We start from the raw sequence: 17,170 nt of genomic DNA on the forward strand, positions 1-17,170 counted from the left end.
CAGGCCCTCGTGAAGCCGAGGGGTCCGGGGCTCTGGGGAGCCCTGCATTCTTGGCCGGTATCTCGGCTTTGACAATTGCATAGGTGGTTGACAGACTGTCAAAGAATTTTTGACACAATGCGCCCATGGACCTGCAATCGCTCACCCTGCTGGTGGAAATCCTGGACGCGGGCAACCTGAGCGCGGCGGCCCGCCGGCTCAAGATGACCCGCGCCAACGTCAGCTACCACCTGAACCAGCTGGAGCGCTCGGTCGGCGCGCAGCTGATCCGGCGCACCACCCGGCGCGCCGAGCCCACCGAGATCGGCCTGCGGCTGTACCAGCATGGCGTGGCCATCCAGACCGAGCTGCTGGCGGCGCGCGAGTCGGTCACCGCGCTGGGCGAGGGTCTGCAGGGCCGCGTGCGCCTGAGCGTGCCCAGCGGCTACGGCCAGCTCGTGATGGCCGACTGGCTCATCGACTTCAAGCGCCAGTACCCCGGCATCGTGCTCGACGTGGTGTTCGAGAACCGCATCGAGGATTTGCTGCGCGACGAGGTCGACATTGCGATCCGCGTGATTCCCGAGCCGCCGCAGAACCTGGTGGCGCGCGAGATGGGCCCGGTGCGCTATGTGGCCTGCGCCACGCGCGCGTATGCCGAGCGCCACCCGCTGCCCGTACAGCTCGACGCACTGCGCGCCACGCCGGTGGTCACGGCGGCCGTTATCGGTCGGCAGCTGCGCATCTCGGCCTACCAGGGCGAGACGCGGCGCGAGGTGATCCTGGAACCCACGCTGATCTCGGAGAACTTCTTGTTCCTGCGCCAGGCCATCCTCGCCGGCCTGGGCGTGGGCCTCGTGCCCGACTACGTGGTGCAGGAAGACGTACGCCGCGGCGACGTGGTGACCACGCTGGACGACTGGCGCCTGTCGATCTTCGGCACCCAGATGTTCATGCTCTACATGCCGAACCGCCAGCACACGCGGGCGATCCGGACGTTCATCGATTTCATCCTGGCGCGGGTGCGGCCGGAGGAAGCCGAGGCTCAGTCGCAGGGGTAGGTGACTTCTTTCGCCGGCCCGCATCGAGGCCGCTGCGATGGCTTGATCAGACGGGGCGCAACTGCTCCGCGAGCGAGCGCGTCTTCTCGGTGACGGTGCTTCCGGTGTGCAGCGTGGTCTTGCGCTCGATGAGCATCAGGTGGCATTCCTCCTCGGCGACTGGGTTGTGCCGCACGCCCTTGGGCACGACGAACATCTCGCCTTCGCCGAGCTCGACCGGGCCCGCTTCCATCTCGATGCGCAGGCGGCCCTTGAGCACCATGAACAGCTCGTCTTCGTCGTCATGGCTGTGCCACGCGAGCGAGCCGTGGACCTTGGCGACCTTGATGTAGGCGTCGTCGACTTCGGCGACGACGCGCGGCGACCAGAACTCGGTGAGCGAGGCGGCGATTTCCTTGGGGGTGGTGACCTGGGTGTTGTTCGACATGGCGCTTCTGTGCGGGACGTGGGAACAGCAGCCTAACCCAGGCCGCATGGCCCTGTATTACCCCGCGATGCGCTCGGCCAGCGCGACCAGCGACCGGTCCGACCCCGCCGGCCCGAGCAGCGAGATACCCAGCGGCGCACCATCGCGCGTCGCGAGCGGCATCGACAGTTGCGGAAACCCCGCCAGCCCCGCGATGCACAAGAGGCGGATCGCGCGGTTGCGGTAGTCCTCCATCGAGGCCTCACTGTCACTGCGCAGCGGTGCGATGTCGGGCATGGTCGGCATCAGCAGCACGCCGTCGGTGCCGAGCAGCCCGGCCAGGTGCGCGCGGAAGGCGGTACGGAACACGCGCGCGGTCGCCACCTGCGCATCGGTCACGTCGCGCGACCACGCAAAGCGCTCGGCCACGCCGGGGCCGAGCGGCGGTGCGTAGCGCTCGATCAGCGGGCCGTCGGTGAGCCAGGCTTCGCGCGATTGCAGGTAGCGGAAGTTCCAGTACATCGCGTCGAAGGATTCCATCGCCACGGTCGTGCCCTTGGCGGGGCCGAGCAGGCTCTGCACGCGATCGGCCGCGCCTTGCAGCGCTTCGACCGCGGCAGGCACGGCGAGCGCCCAGACGTCGTCGGGCCGCAGCAGCCGCACGCGCTCGGGCAGGGCGGCTGCGTCGGCGTCCAGCAGCACATCGGCCACGCGCGCGAAGGTGCCGATGTCGCGCGCGAACCAGCCGCAGGTGTCGAAGCTGGGTGCGAGGTCGAGCGCGCCCTCGAGGCTCACGCGGCCGTGGGTCGGGCGCAGGCCGTAAAGGCCGCAGTGGTTGGCTGGCGCGCGCACCGAGCCGCCGGTGTCGGTGCCCAGCGCGAAGTCGCACAGGTTCGACGACACCGCCGAGGCCGAGCCCGACGACGAACCGCCCGTGATGCGCAGCGGCGCCCCGCCGTTGATCGGCGCGCCGAAGTGCGCGTTGTTGCCGTTCATCGAGAACGCGAGTTCGTCGGTCACGGTCTTGCCGGCAAAGCGCGCGCCGGCATCGAGCAGCTTCTGCACGGTCGGTGCGGTGCGGGTCTTGATGCCCGACATCGCCAGCACGATGGGATTGCCACCGCCCGTGGGGTAGCCGGCCACGTCGAACAGGTCCTTCGCGGCAAAGCTCAAGTCGGCCAGCGGGCCGGTCGAGGCGCGCGCCACCGGCGCATCGGGATACGGAACGAAGGCGTGGGCGGGATCGTGCAACGGCATGGTGGTGGGATGGAAAGGGTGGAAGGTTCAGGCGACCAGCACGGGCGCGATGGCCGCTGCGGCATCCGTATGGATGCAGCGCACACGGTGGTTCGGCGCCAGCTCGACCACGGGCGGTTGTGCGGCGCGGCAGGCATCGCTGGCCAGCGCGCAGCGCTCGGCGAAGGCGCAGCCGGGCGGCAGTGCGGAAAGATCGGGCGGTGCGCCGCCAATGGTTTCCAGCCGCGTGCCGCGCGCCAGTGCGCCGTGCGCGCGACTCTTGAGCAGCGCGATGGTGTACGGATGGCGCGGCGAGCGGATCAGCTCGCGGGCCGTGCCTTCCTCGACGATGCGGCCCGCATACATCACGGCGATGCGGTCGGCCACTTCGACGGCGGCACCGATGTCGTGCGTGACGAAGATCACCGACAGCCCCAAGTCGCGCTGCAGTTCGCGCAGCAGCAGCAGGATCTGGATCTGCACCGTGGCGTCGAGCGCCGTGGTTGGCTCGTCGGCCAGCAGCAGCTGCGGCTTGCAGGCGAGGGCGAGCGCGATCATGGCGCGCTGGCGCATGCCGCCGGACATCTCGTGCGGATAGGCCTCGAGCCGCCGTTCGGGGCTCGGAATGCGCACGCGTTCGAACAGCGCCAGCGCGCGCTGTTGCGCCTCGGCCTGACTGACGGATTCATGGCGGCGGATCGACTCGACGATCTGCGCGCCCACCGAGTACACCGGGTCGAGCGCCAGCAGCGGCTCCTGGAAGATCATCGACGCGACCTTGCCGCGGAAGTCGGCCAGTTCGCGCTGCGACATCGCGAGCACGTCGCAGCCCGCCACCTGCACCTGGCCGCCCATGCGCGTGCGGCGCTCGGGGTGCAGGCGCAGCAGGGTGCGCATGGTCACGCTCTTGCCCGAGCCCGATTCGCCGATCAACGCGACCACCTCGCCGCGCTGCACTTCGAGGCTCACGCCGCTGACGGCATGCACGGGCTTGCGGCCGCCGCTGAAGGTGACGCTGAGGTCGCGCAGCCGGACCATCGGTTCGTTGTTGTCGCTCATGCTGCTTCTCTCCGGGCTTCAGTGGCCATCGGATGCCCGCTGCCCGTTTCGTGGATCAGACAGCTCACCGCATGCTGCGAGCCGGTGACGATGCGTTCGGGCACGACCTTGCTGCACACCGGTGCGGCGAGCGCGCAGCGCGGATGAAAGCGGCAGCCCGTGGGCGGGTTGATCGGGTTCGGCGGATCGCCAGCAAGCGCGGCTTCTTCGGTGCGGTTGTCGGGGTCCATCGACGGCATCGAGGACAGCAGCGCGCGCGTATAGGGATGCGCGGGCGCTTCGTACAGCGCATCGGCGGGCCCGATCTCGGCCACCTGGCCGAGGTACATCACCATCACGCGGTCGCTCACGTAGCGCACCACGTTGAGGTCGTGGCTGATGAAGACGTAGGTCAGGCCGAACTCGGTCTTCAGGTCGAGCAGCAGATTGATGACTTGGGCTTCCACCGACTTGTCGAGTGCCGACACCGCCTCGTCGAGGATCACCATGCGCGGTTGCAGCGCCAGCGCCCGCGCGATGTTCACGCGCTGCCGCTGGCCACCGGAAAGCTCATGCGGGTAGCGCTCGGCAAAGCGCTGCGGCGACAGCCCGACGCGCGCGAGCAGGTCGCGCGCCCGCGCCACCGCCTCGCGCCGCGACACGCCGTGCACCTGCGGCCCGAAGGCCACCGAGTCCTCGATGGTGAGGCGCGGGTTGAGCGAGGCGTAGCTGTCCTGGAACACCATCTGCACCTGGCGGCGGAACTCCTTGAGCGGCAGGTCGCGGCTGCCGACTTCGCGGCCGTCGAACACCACCTCGCCACGCGTGGGCTCGATCAGCTGCATCAGGAGGCGCGCGGTGGTCGATTTGCCGCAGCCGGATTCGCCGACCACACCGAGCGTTTCGCCCTTCATGACTTCGAAGTCCACGCCGTCCACGGCGCGCACCACGCCGCCGCCGCGGCCGAGCGGGTCTTTCTTCAGCGGGAAATGCTTGACCAGGCCGGTGATGGTCAGGAGCGGCTGTGCCGGGCCGCCGATGTCTTTCAGTGCGTCCATGGCCTCACCCCTTGTTGTCCATCGCCGAACGCAGGCCGTCGGAAAGCAGGTTGAAGGAAATCGAGGTGATGAAGATCATCACGCCCGGCAGCGCCGCCACCCACGGCTGCGCGTAGATCGCCGTGCGCAGCGTGTTGAGCATCAGGCCCCACTCGGGTTCCGGTGGCTTCACGCCCAGGCCGAGGAACGACAGGCCCGAGGCCAGGATCATCGACACCGCGATGAGGCTGGTGGCGTAGACGAAGATCGGTCCGAGCACATTGCCCAGCACATGCACCCGCACGATGGTGAAGGGGCTGGCGCCCGAGGCGCGTGCCGCTTCCACGTAGTCGCGGGTGCGCACCTGCGTGGTCACGCTTTCGGCCACGCGCGCGATCTGCGGAATGAACACGATGGTCAGTGAGATCAGCGAATTGACCACGCCCGCGCCCAGCGTGCCCGAGAGGGCGATGGCCAGCAGCACCGAGGGGAACGCGTAGAACACGTCGATCGTGCGCATGATCAGCGTGTTGGTGATGCCACCCGCATAGCCCGCGACGATGCCGATGACCGTGCCCAACACGAAGGCGCAGAGCACCGGCGTGATGCCGATGAAGAGCGACAGCCGCGCGCCGACGATCAGCCGAGAGAGCATGTCGCGGCCCAGTTCGTCGCTGCCGAGGGGCAGGCCCTCGGTGCCGATGGGCTTGAGGCGCTTGAGCATCGACGACTGGTACGGGTCGGACGGTGCGAGCCACGGACCGAACAGCGCGAGCGCGATGAGCACCAGCACGACGACGGCGGCGCCGACCGCGACCGGGTCGCGCCGCAAGCGCAGCCAGACCGAGGCCCAGTAGCCGCGCGAGCGCTGGGCCGGCAGCGGTTCGACGGCTGCGGCAGTGGGAGAAGAAGCGAGCACAGTGGACATGGTGTTGCGGCTTTCTTCTCTCTTCAGGCGCGCGCGATGCGCGGATCGAGCAGCGTCTGCAATACATCGACCAGCAGGTTGAGCACGACGAAGAACAGCGCCAGCACCAGGATCGTTCCCTGCAGCAGCGGCAGGTCGCGCTGGAAGATCGCCGAGTTCAGCAGGAAGCCGGTGCCGGGCCACGAGAACACGGTCTCGATCAGGATCGAGCCGCCCAGCAGGTAGCCCAGTTGCAGGCCCATCACCGCCAGCGCCGTGGGCGCGGCGTTCTTCACCATGTGGCGGAACACGCCGAAATGGGTGAGCCCCTTGGCGCGCAGGCCCACGATGAATTCCTGGTCGAGGATGTCGGCCACCAGCGCACGCACGGTGCGCGCGATGATGCCCATGGGAATGACCGACATCGTGAGCGCCGGCAGCAGCAGGAACTGCAGGTGTTCCCAGTCCCAGGCCCAGTCGCCCGAACCGCTCGGGCCCGCGCCCGTGGCCGGCAGCCACATGAGCTGCGACGAGAACACGATCACCATCACCATGCCCAGCCAGTAGTGCGGCACGCTCACGCCGAGCACCGAGAGCATCGAGGCGAGGCGGTCGACCCACGAGTTGCGGAAGTAACCCGCCACGAAGCCGAAGAGGCAACCCAGCACGAAGCCGATGAAGGTGGCCACCACCGCCAGGCGCAGCGTGTTGCCCACGGCGGTGAAGACCTCGCCGGCCACCGCGCGGTTGCTGGCGATGGACACGCCCAGGTCGCCGTGCAGTGCGCGCCAGACCCACAGCGCGAACTGCTCGGGCAGCGAGCGGTTGAAGCCGTAGAGCTCGCGCAGTTGCGCCTGCAGGTCCGCCGAGGCGTCGGGCGGGAGGATGGACACCAGCGGATCGCCGGGCGCGATGTGCACGAGCAGGAAGCACACGAGGGCCACGCCGATCATGATCGGCAAGGCGTAGATCACGCGGCGCAGGAGGTAGGCGAACATGGGTGGCTGGCTCGTGGCTGGCTGCAGGAGGCGATCAGTCCATCGTCATGGTCGCGATGTCGATGAACCAGCTCTTGGGCTGCACCACGTTCTTGACCTTGGGCGAGAGTGCGCGCGGGCCCACGTCGTGCGCGATCCACACGAAGGGCGCGTCGTCCACGATGTGCGTGTGCAGCTTCGCAAGCGCAGCGTCGCGCGCCTTGTCGTCGAAGCTGGTGCGCGCATCGGCCACGAGCTTGTCGACCTCGGCGTTGCCGTAGTAGCCCCAGTTGTTCGACACCGGCGGGAAGGCCTTGGTGCTCACGAAGCGCACCATCGCGAAGAACGGGTCCATCGCCGCGAAGCTGATGTTGACCGCGTTGGCGCCGTTGGCCGACGGGTCCTTCGCGCCCTTGCGCCAGTTGGTGAAGAGCGTGTTCCATTCGATGACGTCGAACTGCACGTCGAAGTAGCACTGCTTGAGCGACTGCTGCGCAAATTCGTTCATCGGCAGCGGCTGCATCTGGCCCGAGCCCGAGGCCGAGATCTGCACCTTCACCTTGATCGGCTTGGCGGCCGAGTAGCCGGCTTGCGTCATCAGCGCCTGCGCGGCCTTCACGTCGTACCTGATGTCGAAGGTGGGCTTGCCGAACCACGGGTGGCCCGGTGGCACCGTGCCCTTGGGCTCGGCCATCATGCCGCCCAGCAGCTGCTTCATGCCGCCGCGGTCGATGCACAGGTTGGCGGCCTGGCGCACGCGCTTGTCGAGCCAGGGCGAGCCTTCGGCGAACGACAGCTGCCACGGCCACACATGCGGCTGCGCGTTCGAATAGATCTTGAAGCCGCGCTGCGTGATCTGCGCCATGGAATCGGGTGCGGGCGCCTCGATCCAGTCGACCTGCCCGCCCAGCAGCGCGGCGGTGCGCGCGTTGGCTTCAGGCATCGGAATCATCACGACCTTGTCGATCTTCGGCGTGCGTTTGGCGTCCCAGTAGGTCTTGTTGGCCGCAAGTTCGAGGCGTTCGCGCGCGACGAAGCGCGTGACCTTGAACGGGCCCGAGCCGGCCGGGTCGGCGGCAAAGGCGGTCCAGGCGGCCTTGGCCTTGTCGGCGGGCGTGGCGCCGGCTGCGGCATCGAACTTCTTCTGCCAGTGCACCGGCGAAGCCATGAACAGGTTCGTGAGATTGATCGGCAGGAAGGCATCGGGCTCGCTGGTGGTGAGCTCGACCGTCATGTCGTCGATCTTGCGGGCGGACTTGAGCGTGGGCATGCGCGAGGCCGTGACGCCGACCTGGCTGGCGTCGAACTGCGGCGCTTCCTTGTCGAGCACCTTCTGCACGTTCCACACCACGGCGTCGGCGTTGAAGGCCGAGCCGTCGTGGAACTTGACGCCGGGGCGCAGCTTGAAGACCCACTTGGTCTTGTCCTTGGCATCGACGGCCCACGACGTGGAGAGCCCGGGAATCAGCACGCTGGGTGCGTCGGCCTTCGACAGGTCCCACTGCGTGAGCGCGTCGTAGATCGGGATGCCGGTGAAGCGGTTGCCTTCGAAGCCCTGGTCGGGTTGGCCGAGGGTGCGCGGAATGTCGGCCGCGGTCATGGCGATGCGCAGTGTTTTTTCCTGGGCCAGCGCAGCGGGCGATGCAAGAACCAGGACGGCGAGCGCCGCGCAGGCGGCCAGGGGTTTCAGGGACAGGGCGGGGGCAGCACGCTTCACATGGAACTCCGGTGGGTGGGGGGTGACGGAAAGGACGAAAACCCCTCAAGCACGACATGTGCCAGCCGACGGATATCCCCTGGTCGACTCAGGCGATCTCGCGCCGTGCGCAGCGCAGGCCCACCTCGACTCCCACGTTCACGATCGTCACGATCGGCGGCCGCGCCAGGTGCCAGGTAAGGCCGGTGGTGCGCGCGCCGCGCTGCACGATCTCGTCGAACACCAGCGCGCACGATGTCGTGCGGCCCGAGGAAGCCGACGCTCAGTCGCAGCGGTAGACGACTTCCCCCGCCGGCACGCCCTCTGCCGCTACTTCCGACACCGTGCTGCTCAAGAAGCGCATCGGCGCGCCGAAGTTGCGGCAGTAGTTCTCGGCGTCCTGCGCGGTGGGCGACTTGAACACGCCGTCGGCCAGGAAGGTGACGCGCGGCGCGGGCCGCGAGACGCAGCCCGCGACGATGAGCAGGGCCGGAACGAGGGCGAAGAAAGCAGCGAATCGGCGCATGGGGCAGGGCGGAAAGAAGAGGTCGCGACTGTAGCCGCTCGAGGGCGTCAGCCGGCCAGCCACACGCTGCCATCCGCCGCCTCGCGCAGCGCCAGCGGCGTGAGGCGCGTGCCCCGGCAGGGGCCGCCGACGCAGCGCCCGGTGTCGGGCTCGAAGATCGCGCCGTGCCGCGCGCACATCAGGTAGCGCCCCGAGCTTTCGAGGATCTGGCCTTCGAAATCGAGCGGACCGCCCGCGTGCGGGCACTGGTTCAGGTAGCCGTGCACGGCGCCCTGCCAGCGCACCGCGAAGGCCGGCGCGCCGCCGGGCGCGGTGAACAGGGCGGCAAGGCCGCCGTCGGCGAGTTCGGTGGCGATGGGGTGTGCGGTCGGGGCGGGCGCGGCTGTCATGAGCGCGAGCCTACCAAGGTCCGCCGCCGGGGCTGCCGCTTCGGGGAAACCCCCGTGTCATCACATGTTCCGGCTATGTCATCCGACCAATAGACGCAGGAGCGTGCCGTTTCCACAATGCACCCGCTCGCATTCCTTCGTCCGTGCATCCTTGTGTCAAGGGGGATTCCCACCGATGAGCACGCTGAAACAGGGCTGGCGCGGGGCCGATGTCCGTCGCCTGCAGGAGGCCCTGAACCGCAAGTTGCTACCCAGCCCGGGTCTCGCGCCCGATGGCGACTACGGCCCCGTCACCCGGGCGGCCGTGCTGCGGTTGCAGGCCGCGCACTGGCTGTGCGAGGACGGCGAGGCCGGCCCCTGCACCCGCAACGTGGCCTTCGACAACGAAACCCACGCACCGCTGCTGCACCCCGTGGCGCTGATTCCGCAGCCCGTGCACGCGCTGTGCTGGGCGGCCGCCACGGCGATGCTCACGCGCGCCACCGTGCAGACCGTGCTGGCGCGCACGCCCTCCGAGCTGATGGGCGCCGACGGCGCACTGCGCCGCCACGTGGACAGCGACCGCCATGCGGCGGGCAGCCACGATGACGACGACGACAACCGCCGCTTCGCCGCCGCGCACGGCCTCACGCTGCGGCCTCACGGCCCGTGGACCGTCGCCGCGCTGCGCACCGCGCTGCACGCCGGGCCGCTGATGTTCGACCTGCGCTGGGGCGCCAAGGGCGGCGCGCCGGCCGGCCAGCCGGGCCACATGGTCGTGCTCGTGGGCATCCGCGGGGACAACGACCCCGGCGGGGGCGGCACCACGCTGCGCGTGTTCGACCCCTGGCCGCCGGGCCGGGGCGCGCGCAGCTCGACCAGCCATGTGCGCTGGATGCAGGCCGTGGCCGACCGCGTCTGCGGGGTGTTCCAGCGGTAGCTGTGCCTCGTGCGGACGCGCGTGGCCGCGACGCCATGAAAAAATCCTGACTTTCCGCGAACCGTTTCGGCGGGTGATCGCCTCTTTCCATGCGGGAGGGGCGTTCTGCTCCCCCGCACTCACACGTCACGGATCGAAGGAAACCACCATGCTCTATGTCAAGAATGTCCCCGGCTGGGAACGCGCCCTGCGCATCGCCATGGGCCTCCTCGGCCTCGCCTTCGCCGCCATGAACTGGCCGGCGGACGCGCTGGCCGTCGCGGTCGGCCTCATGGGCGCGATGCTGGCCCTCACCGGGCTGGTCGGCTTCTGCCCGATGTGCGCGATGGTCGGACGCAAGCTCGACAAGGGCCGCTGATCATGACCACCGCCACCATCGACCGCACCTGCCTGATCCTGGCCGCGCAGACCGGCGACCCCGTCGCCATCGAGGGCCTGCTCGCCGCCTGCCAGACCGACGCGCGCCGCTACGCCCGCCGGCACTGCCAGGCCAGCGACGTGGACGACGCCGTGCAGGAGTCGTTGCTGGTGGTCGCACGCCGGGTGCGCGGTCTGCAGGCGGCCGCGGCGTTCTCGTCGTGGCTGTTCACCGTCATCCGGCGCGAATGCCTGCGCCTGCAGCGCGCCATGTTCCGCCACGATGCGCTCGACGAAGACGTGGTCGAACGCCAGCTCGCGGCCCGCAGCGACGACGCGCTGCGCATCGACCTGGCCAACGCGCTCGAATCGCTGCCGGCGCACTACCGCGAGGTCGTGCTGCTGCGCGACTTCGAGGAACTCACCATCGCCGAGATCGCTGAACGCTTCAACGAGCCGACGGGTGCTGTGAAGAGCCGGCTGCATCGTGCGCGCCTGCTGGTGCGCGAGTACCTGCTGGGGTAGTGGCTCGCCTCGGGGGCGATGCGACAATCCCGGGGCCATGACAGACACCCTCACGATCACCCGCCCAGACGACTGGCACCTGCACGTGCGCGATGGCGCCGCCCTTGAAGCCGTCGTGCCCCACAGCGCCCGCCAGTTCGGCCGCGCGCTGATCATGCCGAACCTGCGTCCGCCCGTGACCACTGCCGCACAGGCCGTGGCTTACCGCGACCGCATCCGCGCCGCCGTGCCCGCGGGCACGTCCTTCGAGCCTGTGATGTCGCTCTACCTGACCGACAAGCTGCCGCCCGAAGAAATCGCGCTGGCCGCCGAAGCCGGCGTGCGCGCGCTCAAGCTCTACCCGGCCGGCGCCACCACCAACAGCGATGCCGGCGTGACCGACATCCGCAAGACCTACAAGACGCTCGAGGCCATGCAGAAGCACGGCCTGCTGCTGCTGGTGCACGGCGAAGTGACCGACCCCGCCGTCGACCTGTTCGATCGCGAAGCCGTCTTTGTCGACCGCGTGATGATTCCATTGCGCCGCGACTTCCCCGAGCTGAAGGTGGTGTTCGAGCACCTGACCACCAAGGAAGGCGCCCACTACGTGCGCGATGCCGATCGCTTCACGGCTGCCACCATCACGGCGCACCACCTGCTGTACAACCGCAACGCCCTCTTCACCGGTGGCATCCGCCCGCACTACTACTGCCTGCCCGTGCTCAAGCGCGAGACGCATCGCGTGGCGCTGGTCGAGGCGGCCACCAGCGGCAGCGACCGCTTCTTCCTGGGCACCGACAGCGCGCCGCACCCCGCGCACCTGAAGGAGCACGCACTGGGCTGCGCCGGCTGCTACACCGCGCTCACCGCCATCGAGCTGTATGCCGAGGCCTTCGACAGCGTGAACGCGCTCGACAAGCTCGAGGGCTTTGCCAGCTTCCACGGCCCCGACTTCTACGACCTGCCGCGCCACACCGACACCGTCACGCTCAAGCGCGAAACCTGGACCCTGCCCGAGACCGTGCCCTACGGCGAAGCCACGCTCAAGCCGCTGCGCGGCGGCGAGACCGTGAACTGGAAGCTCGCATGACGCCGGCAGCGCCCCTGTCGTCGCTGCGCGTGATGCTGCTGATCGACGCCGACAACGTCTCGGCCGACGTGATCGAGCAGGCCGTACAGCGCACGATGGAAGACTTCGGCGCCATCCACGTGCGCCGTGCCTATTGCAACGCCGAGATGGCCGTGAACCGGCAGGCGCTGTTCAAGCGGCTGTCGGTGCGGCCGATGGTGAACCTGTCGGCCGGCAAAAACAGCACCGACATCGCGCTGGCCGTCGATGCCATCGACCTCGTGATTGCCGAGCGGCCCGACGTGGTCGTGCTGGTGTCGTCCGACTCCGACTTTGCGCCGCTCGTGATCCGCCTGCGCGAAAAAGGCTGCCGCGTCTGCGGCATCGGCCAGCAGGGCAAGACCGGCGAAGAGACCGTCGGCGTCTACGACAGCTTCATCGACATTCCGCACCACGGCGTGAAGCCGGCCGTGCGCACCGCGCCGGCCAAGAAGACGACCGCTGCAGCGAAGAAGACGCCCGCTGCCAAGACGGCACCCGCGAAGAAGGTGGCCGCCAAGACCGCGCGCAAGACGGCGGCCAAGACGGCCAAGCCCGCCGCGCCGCCCCCACCGCCGAAGCAGCCGGAAATCTCCGAAGCGGCCGAGTTCATCCTGCAGGCCATGCCCGCGCTGCGCCGCGGCACCGACGTGCCGCTCAACGACGTGGCCAAGGCCCTGCGCACCGCCGGCCTGCTCAGCAAGAGCGGCAGCTCGCTCAAGCTGTTCGACAAGCTCACGGCCGAGTTCGCGGTGATGCAGCATCCCGACCGCATCCGATGGACGGGGGCGACCGCGCCTTGAGTTCGGCCCTGCCGGCGGTCGCGGCCATCGAGTGGGCCGCACCCTGGCTGGCCCCGTACCGCGACCCCGGCGAAGCCGTGGCGCAGGCCATTGCACAGAGCGGCACCGTCGCCGCCGCGCTGCAGGCGGCCAAGCCGCCGACCGTGCCCGACTTCGTCGCGCAGGACGCGCTGCCCGAAGGCCAGGCCTACGAGGCCCACATCTTCCGCACGCGCACCGTGCCCACGCGCGACAACCTGCACGACTTCTTCAACGGCCTCGCCTGGCTGGCCTTTCCCGAGACCAAGCGCCGGCTCAACGAACTGCAGGCCACCGAGATCGCACGCGCCGGCGTCGGCGCCACGCGCGGGCCGCTGCGCGATGCGCTCACGCTGTTCGACGAGAACGGCGCCGTGCTCAATGCGCCGCCTGCGTTGTGGGAGGCGCTGGTGGCGCGCGACTGGCAGGCGTTGTTCGTCACGCAGCGCAGCCTGTGGCACGAAGCGCGCCTGCTGCTCTTCGGCCATGCGCTGCTCGAAAAACTGGTGACGCCGCGCAAGCCGATCACCGCACATGTGCTGCTGACGCACCGTGCGACCGGCGCCGCCGCCCTCGACGATGCGGCGATCGCGAGAAATATCGATGCGAAACAGCTCGAAGCGAAGCCTTTCGTTCCTATTCCGGTGCTCGGCGTGCCCGGCTGGTGCGTCGAAAATACATCGGCTTCGTTCTATGCCGACCCGCAGGTCTTCCGACCCTTGCCGGGCGCGTCGGCAGAGCCGAAGTCGCGCTAGCGTTCACGGGCTCGGGAGGGCCCTTCGCCAGGCGATTGCATCGCGCGCCACGCGCGCGCCATACGTTCACATGCCAAGGGAGAGGCCAAAAAGATGGACACCATCATCATCGTGCTCAAGGTCGGGCTGATTCTTTACGGGATCTACAGCTTCATCGTCTACATGTCGCGACGCTCCGACAACCGGAGTGCCCTGAAGGACTTCCGCAATGCACCGGTGCTGCGTCGCATCACCGACGAAGAAAAATCGGCGCTGCAGCCCTTCCTGATGGGGCAGAAGCTCACGGTCGACGACAACGTGCGCGAACTCAGCGGTGCGTTCCTGCGCCATGGCCTGTCGACGCAGGGCTCGTCCACCGAGCACGACACCATCGGCGACGTCGATGTGCTGCTGCCTTACGACGCCATCGACTACATCGAGCCGCACAACCAGGCGCTGGTGGTGCTGGCCGGAAAGTGCGCCGTGGTGATCCGCCTGAACGGCTTCGATCTGCTCGAAGGCCGGCAGCGCGCGCAGCGCCAGCAGGCGCAGGACCAGCAGTGGAAGCGCGGCGAGATCGGTGCACTTCCGTCGCTGGACGAGGTCGGAGCAGACACCGGTGCGGCCATGCCCGAAGCCGTGGCCGCATCCGTTGCGACCGACCCGAATGCGCGCTACCAGCGCGGCGAGGTCGACATCCTGAGCCAGCGCACCGAAACGCCCGAGGAGGTCGCAAGCCGCATGGGGCGCGGCGGCTGGGCCTCGGCCTTCGCCTGGCTGCTTGCCTTCGTGCTGTTGTGGGTTGCCACCTGGGATGCCACGCAAGCGGTGAGCGTCTACCTGATGGGCGCAGGCGGGCTTGCGGGCCTGTGGGCCGCGTGGCTGTTCGTGCGCACCCCGTCGGCGACGGCGCCTGCGCGGCAACCGCAACCGGTGAACCGCGTGCGCGGCATGCTCAACCAGATTGCGGTGGTCAACGCCAGCAACGCGTCGGTCCAGAACGTGGGGCTGTTCATCGGCGACAAGCTGAGCCTGGTGTTGCCTTCGCATTGGCGCAAGACAGCGTCGGTCCCTTACGGCGAGGTGATCGACGCCGAGCTGCGCACCAGCGACTACAGCGCCGTGAGCTTCGGTTCGAAGTGGTCGGTGGCCGAAGAATGGCGGCGTTTCCGGCCCGCGTACTGGGGCCGGCACCTGCTGCACCTGGTCATCGGCCTGCTCGCTATCGGCGCGGTCGCGCTGTCGGCACCCGACCCGCGCGGCGAGGCTGCGCTCGCCGCGCAATGGCTCACGAATGGCGGCGCCACAGCCACCTATGGCGATGCCGGGCAACTCGCCGACAAGCTGCCGCAGTGGGGCAGCCGCGCGCGCATGGAGGGCCAAGGCCGGTGCGAGATCGACATGAGCGGCCGTGCCGAAGCGCACACCAACAGCGGCGTGCCGGTCATCGATTGCACGTCCGTGCGCTGGAACGGCACCGCACCCGTCGTCCCCGCGCTGGACATCCCGCCCAGCGTGCTGGCGCTCGCCGAGTCCGGCTTCCTTCGTGCCACCGAGAACCACGCCATGGCCAGCCTGATCGCGATGCTGCGCATGCAGCAGATGGGCGGGCAGGCCGCCGACCCGCTCGCGGCCTACCGTGCGCGCGAGAGCGTGCCGTTGACCGTGCGCGGCTTCGACCGCTCGGTGGCGATGATCGACACCGCCTGCAAGGACGCCGCCGGCCTGTCGCCCGCCGCCTGCGAGCGCCTGCAGCACGACCTCGTGCGCGCCATCGACGCCACGGTCGACAAGGACGGCGTCGACACGCCCGTGAGCACCTGGCAGGCGCTGGCCACGAGCGCGGCGGCGGGCCAGGAGAACGCCGACCTCATCCTGTCGCGCCAGCAGCTGGCGTCCGTGCAGCGTACGCTGGCCCAAGCGGTCGACAGCGTGGTGGCCGCGAAGATCGAAGCCGCGCGTCCGGCCATCGTGCCCGCGCAGGGCGGCGTGCTGCTGGCGTCTCCCACGCGCATCGGCGACGCGCGGGTGCAGCGGCCCGGTGAGGGCAATGACGATGTGCCGGGCGCGACCGCGGGCGCGGCCGATGTCGCTGAAGACGACACCGACAGTTCCTTGCTCGGCCGCTGGGCGCGCCTGCAGCGCAACGCCACGGCGGAAGGCCTGAAGCCCTTCACGCTCGAAGGCCTGGTCACCGCCAGCGGCAAGGACATCACCGGCACGCCGTGGGTGCGCATCGACCCGAGCCTCGATGCCTCGCGCATGACCGCGGCGGGCGCGCATGTGCTGTGGTGGCTGTTCGCCGCGGGGCTGGTGCTGGTCAACGGCGTGCTGTTCGCGCTGCGCTGGACGCAGGACAGCCGCCGCCGCGCCCGGCTCGACGCCGACATCGCCACCCGCCCGGCGCCGGGCACCAGCGGCCTTTTCTGACAGGCCTTGACTCCGGCGGGGAATATCGGGGCGCCAGAACTTTTGCTCCTATCATGGCTCCACCGGATGCAACACCGAGGGCCTCCCCGCCGCGCGCGGCTTGAAGAGGGCTCCCCGGGCCCTTATCTAGGTGGCAGTTTCCCCACGGAGAATTCAACTTGAAACGTATCCTTCTGTTTGTCCTGACCAACGTGATGGTCGTCGCGGTGCTCGGCGTGGTCGCCAGCCTGCTCGGCGTCAATCGCTTCCTCACGGCCAACGGGCTCAACCTCACGGCGCTGCTCGGCTTTGCGCTGGTGATGGGCTTCGGCGGCGCGATCATCTCGCTGCTCATCAGCAAGCCCATGGCCAAGTGGACGGCCGGCCTGCGCATGATCGACAACCCCCAGTCGCCCGACGAGGCCTGGATCGTCGGCACCGTGCGCAAGTTCGCCGACAAGGCCGGCATCGGCATGCCCGAGGTCGGCATCTTCGAAGGCGAGCCCAACGCCTTCGCCACCGGCGCGTTCAAGAACTCGTCGCTCGTGGCCGTGTCCACCGGCCTGCTGCAAGGCATGACGCGCGAAGAGGTCGAGGCCGTCATCGGCCACGAAGTCGCGCACATCGCCAACGGCGACATGGTCACCATGACGCTGATCCAGGGCGTGATGAACACGTTTGTCGTGTTCCTCTCGCGCGTGATCGGCTACGCGGTCGACAGCTTCCTGCGCCGCGGCGACGACCGCTCGTCGGGCCCCGGCATCGGCTACTACGTGAGCACCATCGTGCTGGACATCGTGCTCGGTTTTGCCGCCGCGATCGTGGTGGCCTGGTTCTCGCGCCAGCGCGAGTTCCGCGCCGACGCCGGCGCCGCCGCACTCATGGGCAACCGCCAGCCGATGATGAACGCACTCGCCCGCCTGGGCGGCCTGCCGGCCGGCGAACTGCCGAAGGCGGTCGAAGCCATGGGCATCACGGGCGCGATGGGCAAGCTGTTCGCCACGCACCCGCCGATCGAAGAGCGCATTGCGGCGCTGCAGAACGCGCGCTGAGCACAGACAGACCG

The 17,170-nt window shown here is 69.0% G+C and carries 19 protein-coding genes; 9 read left to right on the forward strand and 10 right to left on the reverse strand.

Translation table 11 applies throughout. From position 1 onward, the window contains the following. Window positions 1-125 precede the first annotated feature (125 nt). Window positions 126-1,040 (forward strand): LysR family transcriptional regulator, encoded by a 915-nt coding sequence (locus CLU95_RS18775; RefSeq protein ID WP_099795006.1) that lies wholly within the window; start codon window positions 126-128, stop codon window positions 1,038-1,040. A 46-nt stretch (window positions 1,041-1,086) separates the two neighbouring features. Here CLU95_RS18775 and CLU95_RS18780 read toward each other — a convergent pair whose 3' ends face one another. The 10 genes from CLU95_RS18780 to CLU95_RS18820 all read right to left on the reverse strand — a co-directional run bounded on the left by CLU95_RS18780 (window position 1,087) and on the right by CLU95_RS18820 (window position 9,252). After that, the gene (locus CLU95_RS18780) at window positions 1,087-1,467 is read right to left on the reverse strand and encodes a cupin domain-containing protein (protein WP_099795007.1); all 381 of its coding nucleotides are present in this window, start codon (window positions 1,465-1,467) and stop codon (window positions 1,087-1,089) included. Window positions 1,468-1,524: 57 nt separating this feature from the next. Continuing rightward, the gene (locus CLU95_RS18785; protein WP_099795008.1) at window positions 1,525-2,703 is read right to left on the reverse strand and encodes an amidase; all 1,179 of its coding nucleotides are present in this window, start codon (window positions 2,701-2,703) and stop codon (window positions 1,525-1,527) included. Window positions 2,704-2,730: 27 nt separating this feature from the next. Then, window positions 2,731-3,741 (reverse strand): ABC transporter ATP-binding protein, encoded by a 1,011-nt coding sequence (locus CLU95_RS18790; RefSeq protein ID WP_257214665.1) that lies wholly within the window; start codon window positions 3,739-3,741, stop codon window positions 2,731-2,733. Next, the gene (locus tag CLU95_RS18795; protein WP_099795009.1) at window positions 3,738-4,778 is read right to left on the reverse strand and encodes an ABC transporter ATP-binding protein; all 1,041 of its coding nucleotides are present in this window, start codon (window positions 4,776-4,778) and stop codon (window positions 3,738-3,740) included. Before CLU95_RS18795 ends, CLU95_RS18790 begins: the two co-directional genes overlap by 4 nt. A 4-nt stretch (window positions 4,779-4,782) precedes the next feature. Continuing rightward, window positions 4,783-5,685: an ABC transporter permease gene (locus CLU95_RS18800; RefSeq protein ID WP_099795010.1), complete on the reverse strand. Its 903-nt coding sequence runs from the start codon at window positions 5,683-5,685 to the stop codon at window positions 4,783-4,785. A gap of 23 nt (window positions 5,686-5,708) precedes the next feature. Further along, window positions 5,709-6,662: an ABC transporter permease gene (locus CLU95_RS18805; RefSeq protein ID WP_099795011.1), complete on the reverse strand. Its 954-nt coding sequence runs from the start codon at window positions 6,660-6,662 to the stop codon at window positions 5,709-5,711. Between the two features lie 34 nt (window positions 6,663-6,696). Beyond that, window positions 6,697-8,358, reverse strand: coding sequence for an ABC transporter substrate-binding protein (locus tag CLU95_RS18810; protein ID WP_099795012.1), 1,662 nt, complete (start codon window positions 8,356-8,358; stop codon window positions 6,697-6,699). 88 nt (window positions 8,359-8,446) lie between these two features. Next, complete coding sequence (locus CLU95_RS31175) at window positions 8,447-8,581, reverse strand: hypothetical protein (RefSeq protein WP_257214666.1); 135 nt, start codon at window positions 8,579-8,581, stop codon at window positions 8,447-8,449. A 39-nt stretch (window positions 8,582-8,620) separates the two neighbouring features. Then, the gene (locus tag CLU95_RS18815; RefSeq protein WP_099797379.1) at window positions 8,621-8,863 is read right to left on the reverse strand and encodes a hypothetical protein; all 243 of its coding nucleotides are present in this window, start codon (window positions 8,861-8,863) and stop codon (window positions 8,621-8,623) included. Window positions 8,864-8,910: 47 nt separating this feature from the next. Further along, a complete protein-coding gene (locus tag CLU95_RS18820) occupies window positions 8,911-9,252 on the reverse strand; it encodes a Rieske (2Fe-2S) protein (RefSeq protein ID WP_099795013.1) in 342 nt (113 codons plus the stop codon). A 175-nt stretch (window positions 9,253-9,427) separates the two neighbouring features. Between CLU95_RS18820 and CLU95_RS18825 the strand changes: the two genes are divergently transcribed. From CLU95_RS18825 to htpX, 8 genes are all read left to right on the forward strand, one after another. Next, the gene (locus CLU95_RS18825) at window positions 9,428-10,171 is read left to right on the forward strand and encodes a peptidoglycan-binding protein (RefSeq protein ID WP_180288641.1); all 744 of its coding nucleotides are present in this window, start codon (window positions 9,428-9,430) and stop codon (window positions 10,169-10,171) included. Between the two features lie 148 nt (window positions 10,172-10,319). After that, complete coding sequence (locus CLU95_RS18830; protein WP_099795015.1) at window positions 10,320-10,529, forward strand: YgaP family membrane protein; 210 nt, start codon at window positions 10,320-10,322, stop codon at window positions 10,527-10,529. A 2-nt stretch (window positions 10,530-10,531) separates the two neighbouring features. Further along, window positions 10,532-11,053 (forward strand): RNA polymerase sigma factor, encoded by a 522-nt coding sequence (locus CLU95_RS18835; RefSeq protein ID WP_099795016.1) that lies wholly within the window; start codon window positions 10,532-10,534, stop codon window positions 11,051-11,053. 37 nt (window positions 11,054-11,090) lie between these two features. Further along, window positions 11,091-12,122: a dihydroorotase gene (gene pyrC, locus CLU95_RS18840; protein ID WP_099795017.1), complete on the forward strand. Its 1,032-nt coding sequence runs from the start codon at window positions 11,091-11,093 to the stop codon at window positions 12,120-12,122. Continuing rightward, window positions 12,119-12,943 carry an NYN domain-containing protein gene (locus tag CLU95_RS18845; RefSeq protein ID WP_099795018.1) on the forward strand — a complete coding sequence of 275 codons (825 nt, stop codon included), beginning with the start codon at window positions 12,119-12,121 and terminating at the stop codon, window positions 12,941-12,943. The genes pyrC and CLU95_RS18845 overlap by 4 nt, the downstream gene beginning before the upstream one ends. Further along, on the forward strand, window positions 12,919-13,716 hold the full coding sequence (locus CLU95_RS18850) for a DUF3025 domain-containing protein (RefSeq protein WP_099795019.1): 798 nt from the start codon (window positions 12,919-12,921) through the stop codon (window positions 13,714-13,716). The genes CLU95_RS18845 and CLU95_RS18850 overlap by 25 nt, the downstream gene beginning before the upstream one ends. 93 nt (window positions 13,717-13,809) lie before the next feature. Then, window positions 13,810-16,125, forward strand: a complete 2,316-nt coding sequence (locus CLU95_RS18855; protein ID WP_099795020.1) for an IgaA/UmoB family intracellular growth attenuator — start codon at window positions 13,810-13,812, stop codon at window positions 16,123-16,125. A 158-nt stretch (window positions 16,126-16,283) separates the two neighbouring features. Continuing rightward, on the forward strand, window positions 16,284-17,156 hold the full coding sequence (gene htpX / locus CLU95_RS18860) for a protease HtpX (RefSeq protein ID WP_056575841.1): 873 nt from the start codon (window positions 16,284-16,286) through the stop codon (window positions 17,154-17,156). Window positions 17,157-17,170: the final 14 nt, after the last annotated feature.

The organism is Variovorax sp. 54, assembly GCF_002754375.1.
GTDB lineage: Bacteria > Pseudomonadota > Gammaproteobacteria > Burkholderiales > Burkholderiaceae_C > Variovorax.

Excerpts from the sequence above, each read along its gene's own strand:
- CLU95_RS18775 (WP_099795006.1), top strand. The coding sequence starts at position 126 with ATGGACCTGCAATCGCTCACCCTGCTGGTGGAAATCCTGGACGCGGGC.
- CLU95_RS18780 (WP_099795007.1), bottom strand. The coding sequence starts at position 1,467 with ATGTCGAACAACACCCAGGTCACCACCCCCAAGGAAATCGCCGCCTCG.
- CLU95_RS18785 (WP_099795008.1), bottom strand. The coding sequence starts at position 2,703 with ATGCCGTTGCACGATCCCGCCCACGCCTTCGTTCCGTATCCCGATGCG.
- CLU95_RS18790 (WP_257214665.1), bottom strand. The coding sequence starts at position 3,741 with ATGAGCGACAACAACGAACCGATGGTCCGGCTGCGCGACCTCAGCGTC.
- CLU95_RS18795 (WP_099795009.1), bottom strand. The coding sequence starts at position 4,778 with ATGGACGCACTGAAAGACATCGGCGGCCCGGCACAGCCGCTCCTGACC.
- CLU95_RS18800 (WP_099795010.1), bottom strand. The coding sequence starts at position 5,685 with ATGTCCACTGTGCTCGCTTCTTCTCCCACTGCCGCAGCCGTCGAACCG.
- CLU95_RS18805 (WP_099795011.1), bottom strand. The coding sequence starts at position 6,662 with ATGTTCGCCTACCTCCTGCGCCGCGTGATCTACGCCTTGCCGATCATG.
- CLU95_RS18815 (WP_099797379.1), bottom strand. The coding sequence starts at position 8,863 with ATGCGCCGATTCGCTGCTTTCTTCGCCCTCGTTCCGGCCCTGCTCATC.
- CLU95_RS18820 (WP_099795013.1), bottom strand. The coding sequence starts at position 9,252 with ATGACAGCCGCGCCCGCCCCGACCGCACACCCCATCGCCACCGAACTC.
- CLU95_RS18825 (WP_180288641.1), top strand. The coding sequence starts at position 9,428 with ATGAGCACGCTGAAACAGGGCTGGCGCGGGGCCGATGTCCGTCGCCTG.
- CLU95_RS18830 (WP_099795015.1), top strand. The coding sequence starts at position 10,320 with ATGCTCTATGTCAAGAATGTCCCCGGCTGGGAACGCGCCCTGCGCATC.
- CLU95_RS18835 (WP_099795016.1), top strand. The coding sequence starts at position 10,532 with ATGACCACCGCCACCATCGACCGCACCTGCCTGATCCTGGCCGCGCAG.
- pyrC (WP_099795017.1), top strand. The coding sequence starts at position 11,091 with ATGACAGACACCCTCACGATCACCCGCCCAGACGACTGGCACCTGCAC.
- CLU95_RS18845 (WP_099795018.1), top strand. The coding sequence starts at position 12,119 with ATGACGCCGGCAGCGCCCCTGTCGTCGCTGCGCGTGATGCTGCTGATC.
- CLU95_RS18850 (WP_099795019.1), top strand. The coding sequence starts at position 12,919 with ATGGACGGGGGCGACCGCGCCTTGAGTTCGGCCCTGCCGGCGGTCGCG.
- CLU95_RS18855 (WP_099795020.1), top strand. The coding sequence starts at position 13,810 with ATGGACACCATCATCATCGTGCTCAAGGTCGGGCTGATTCTTTACGGG.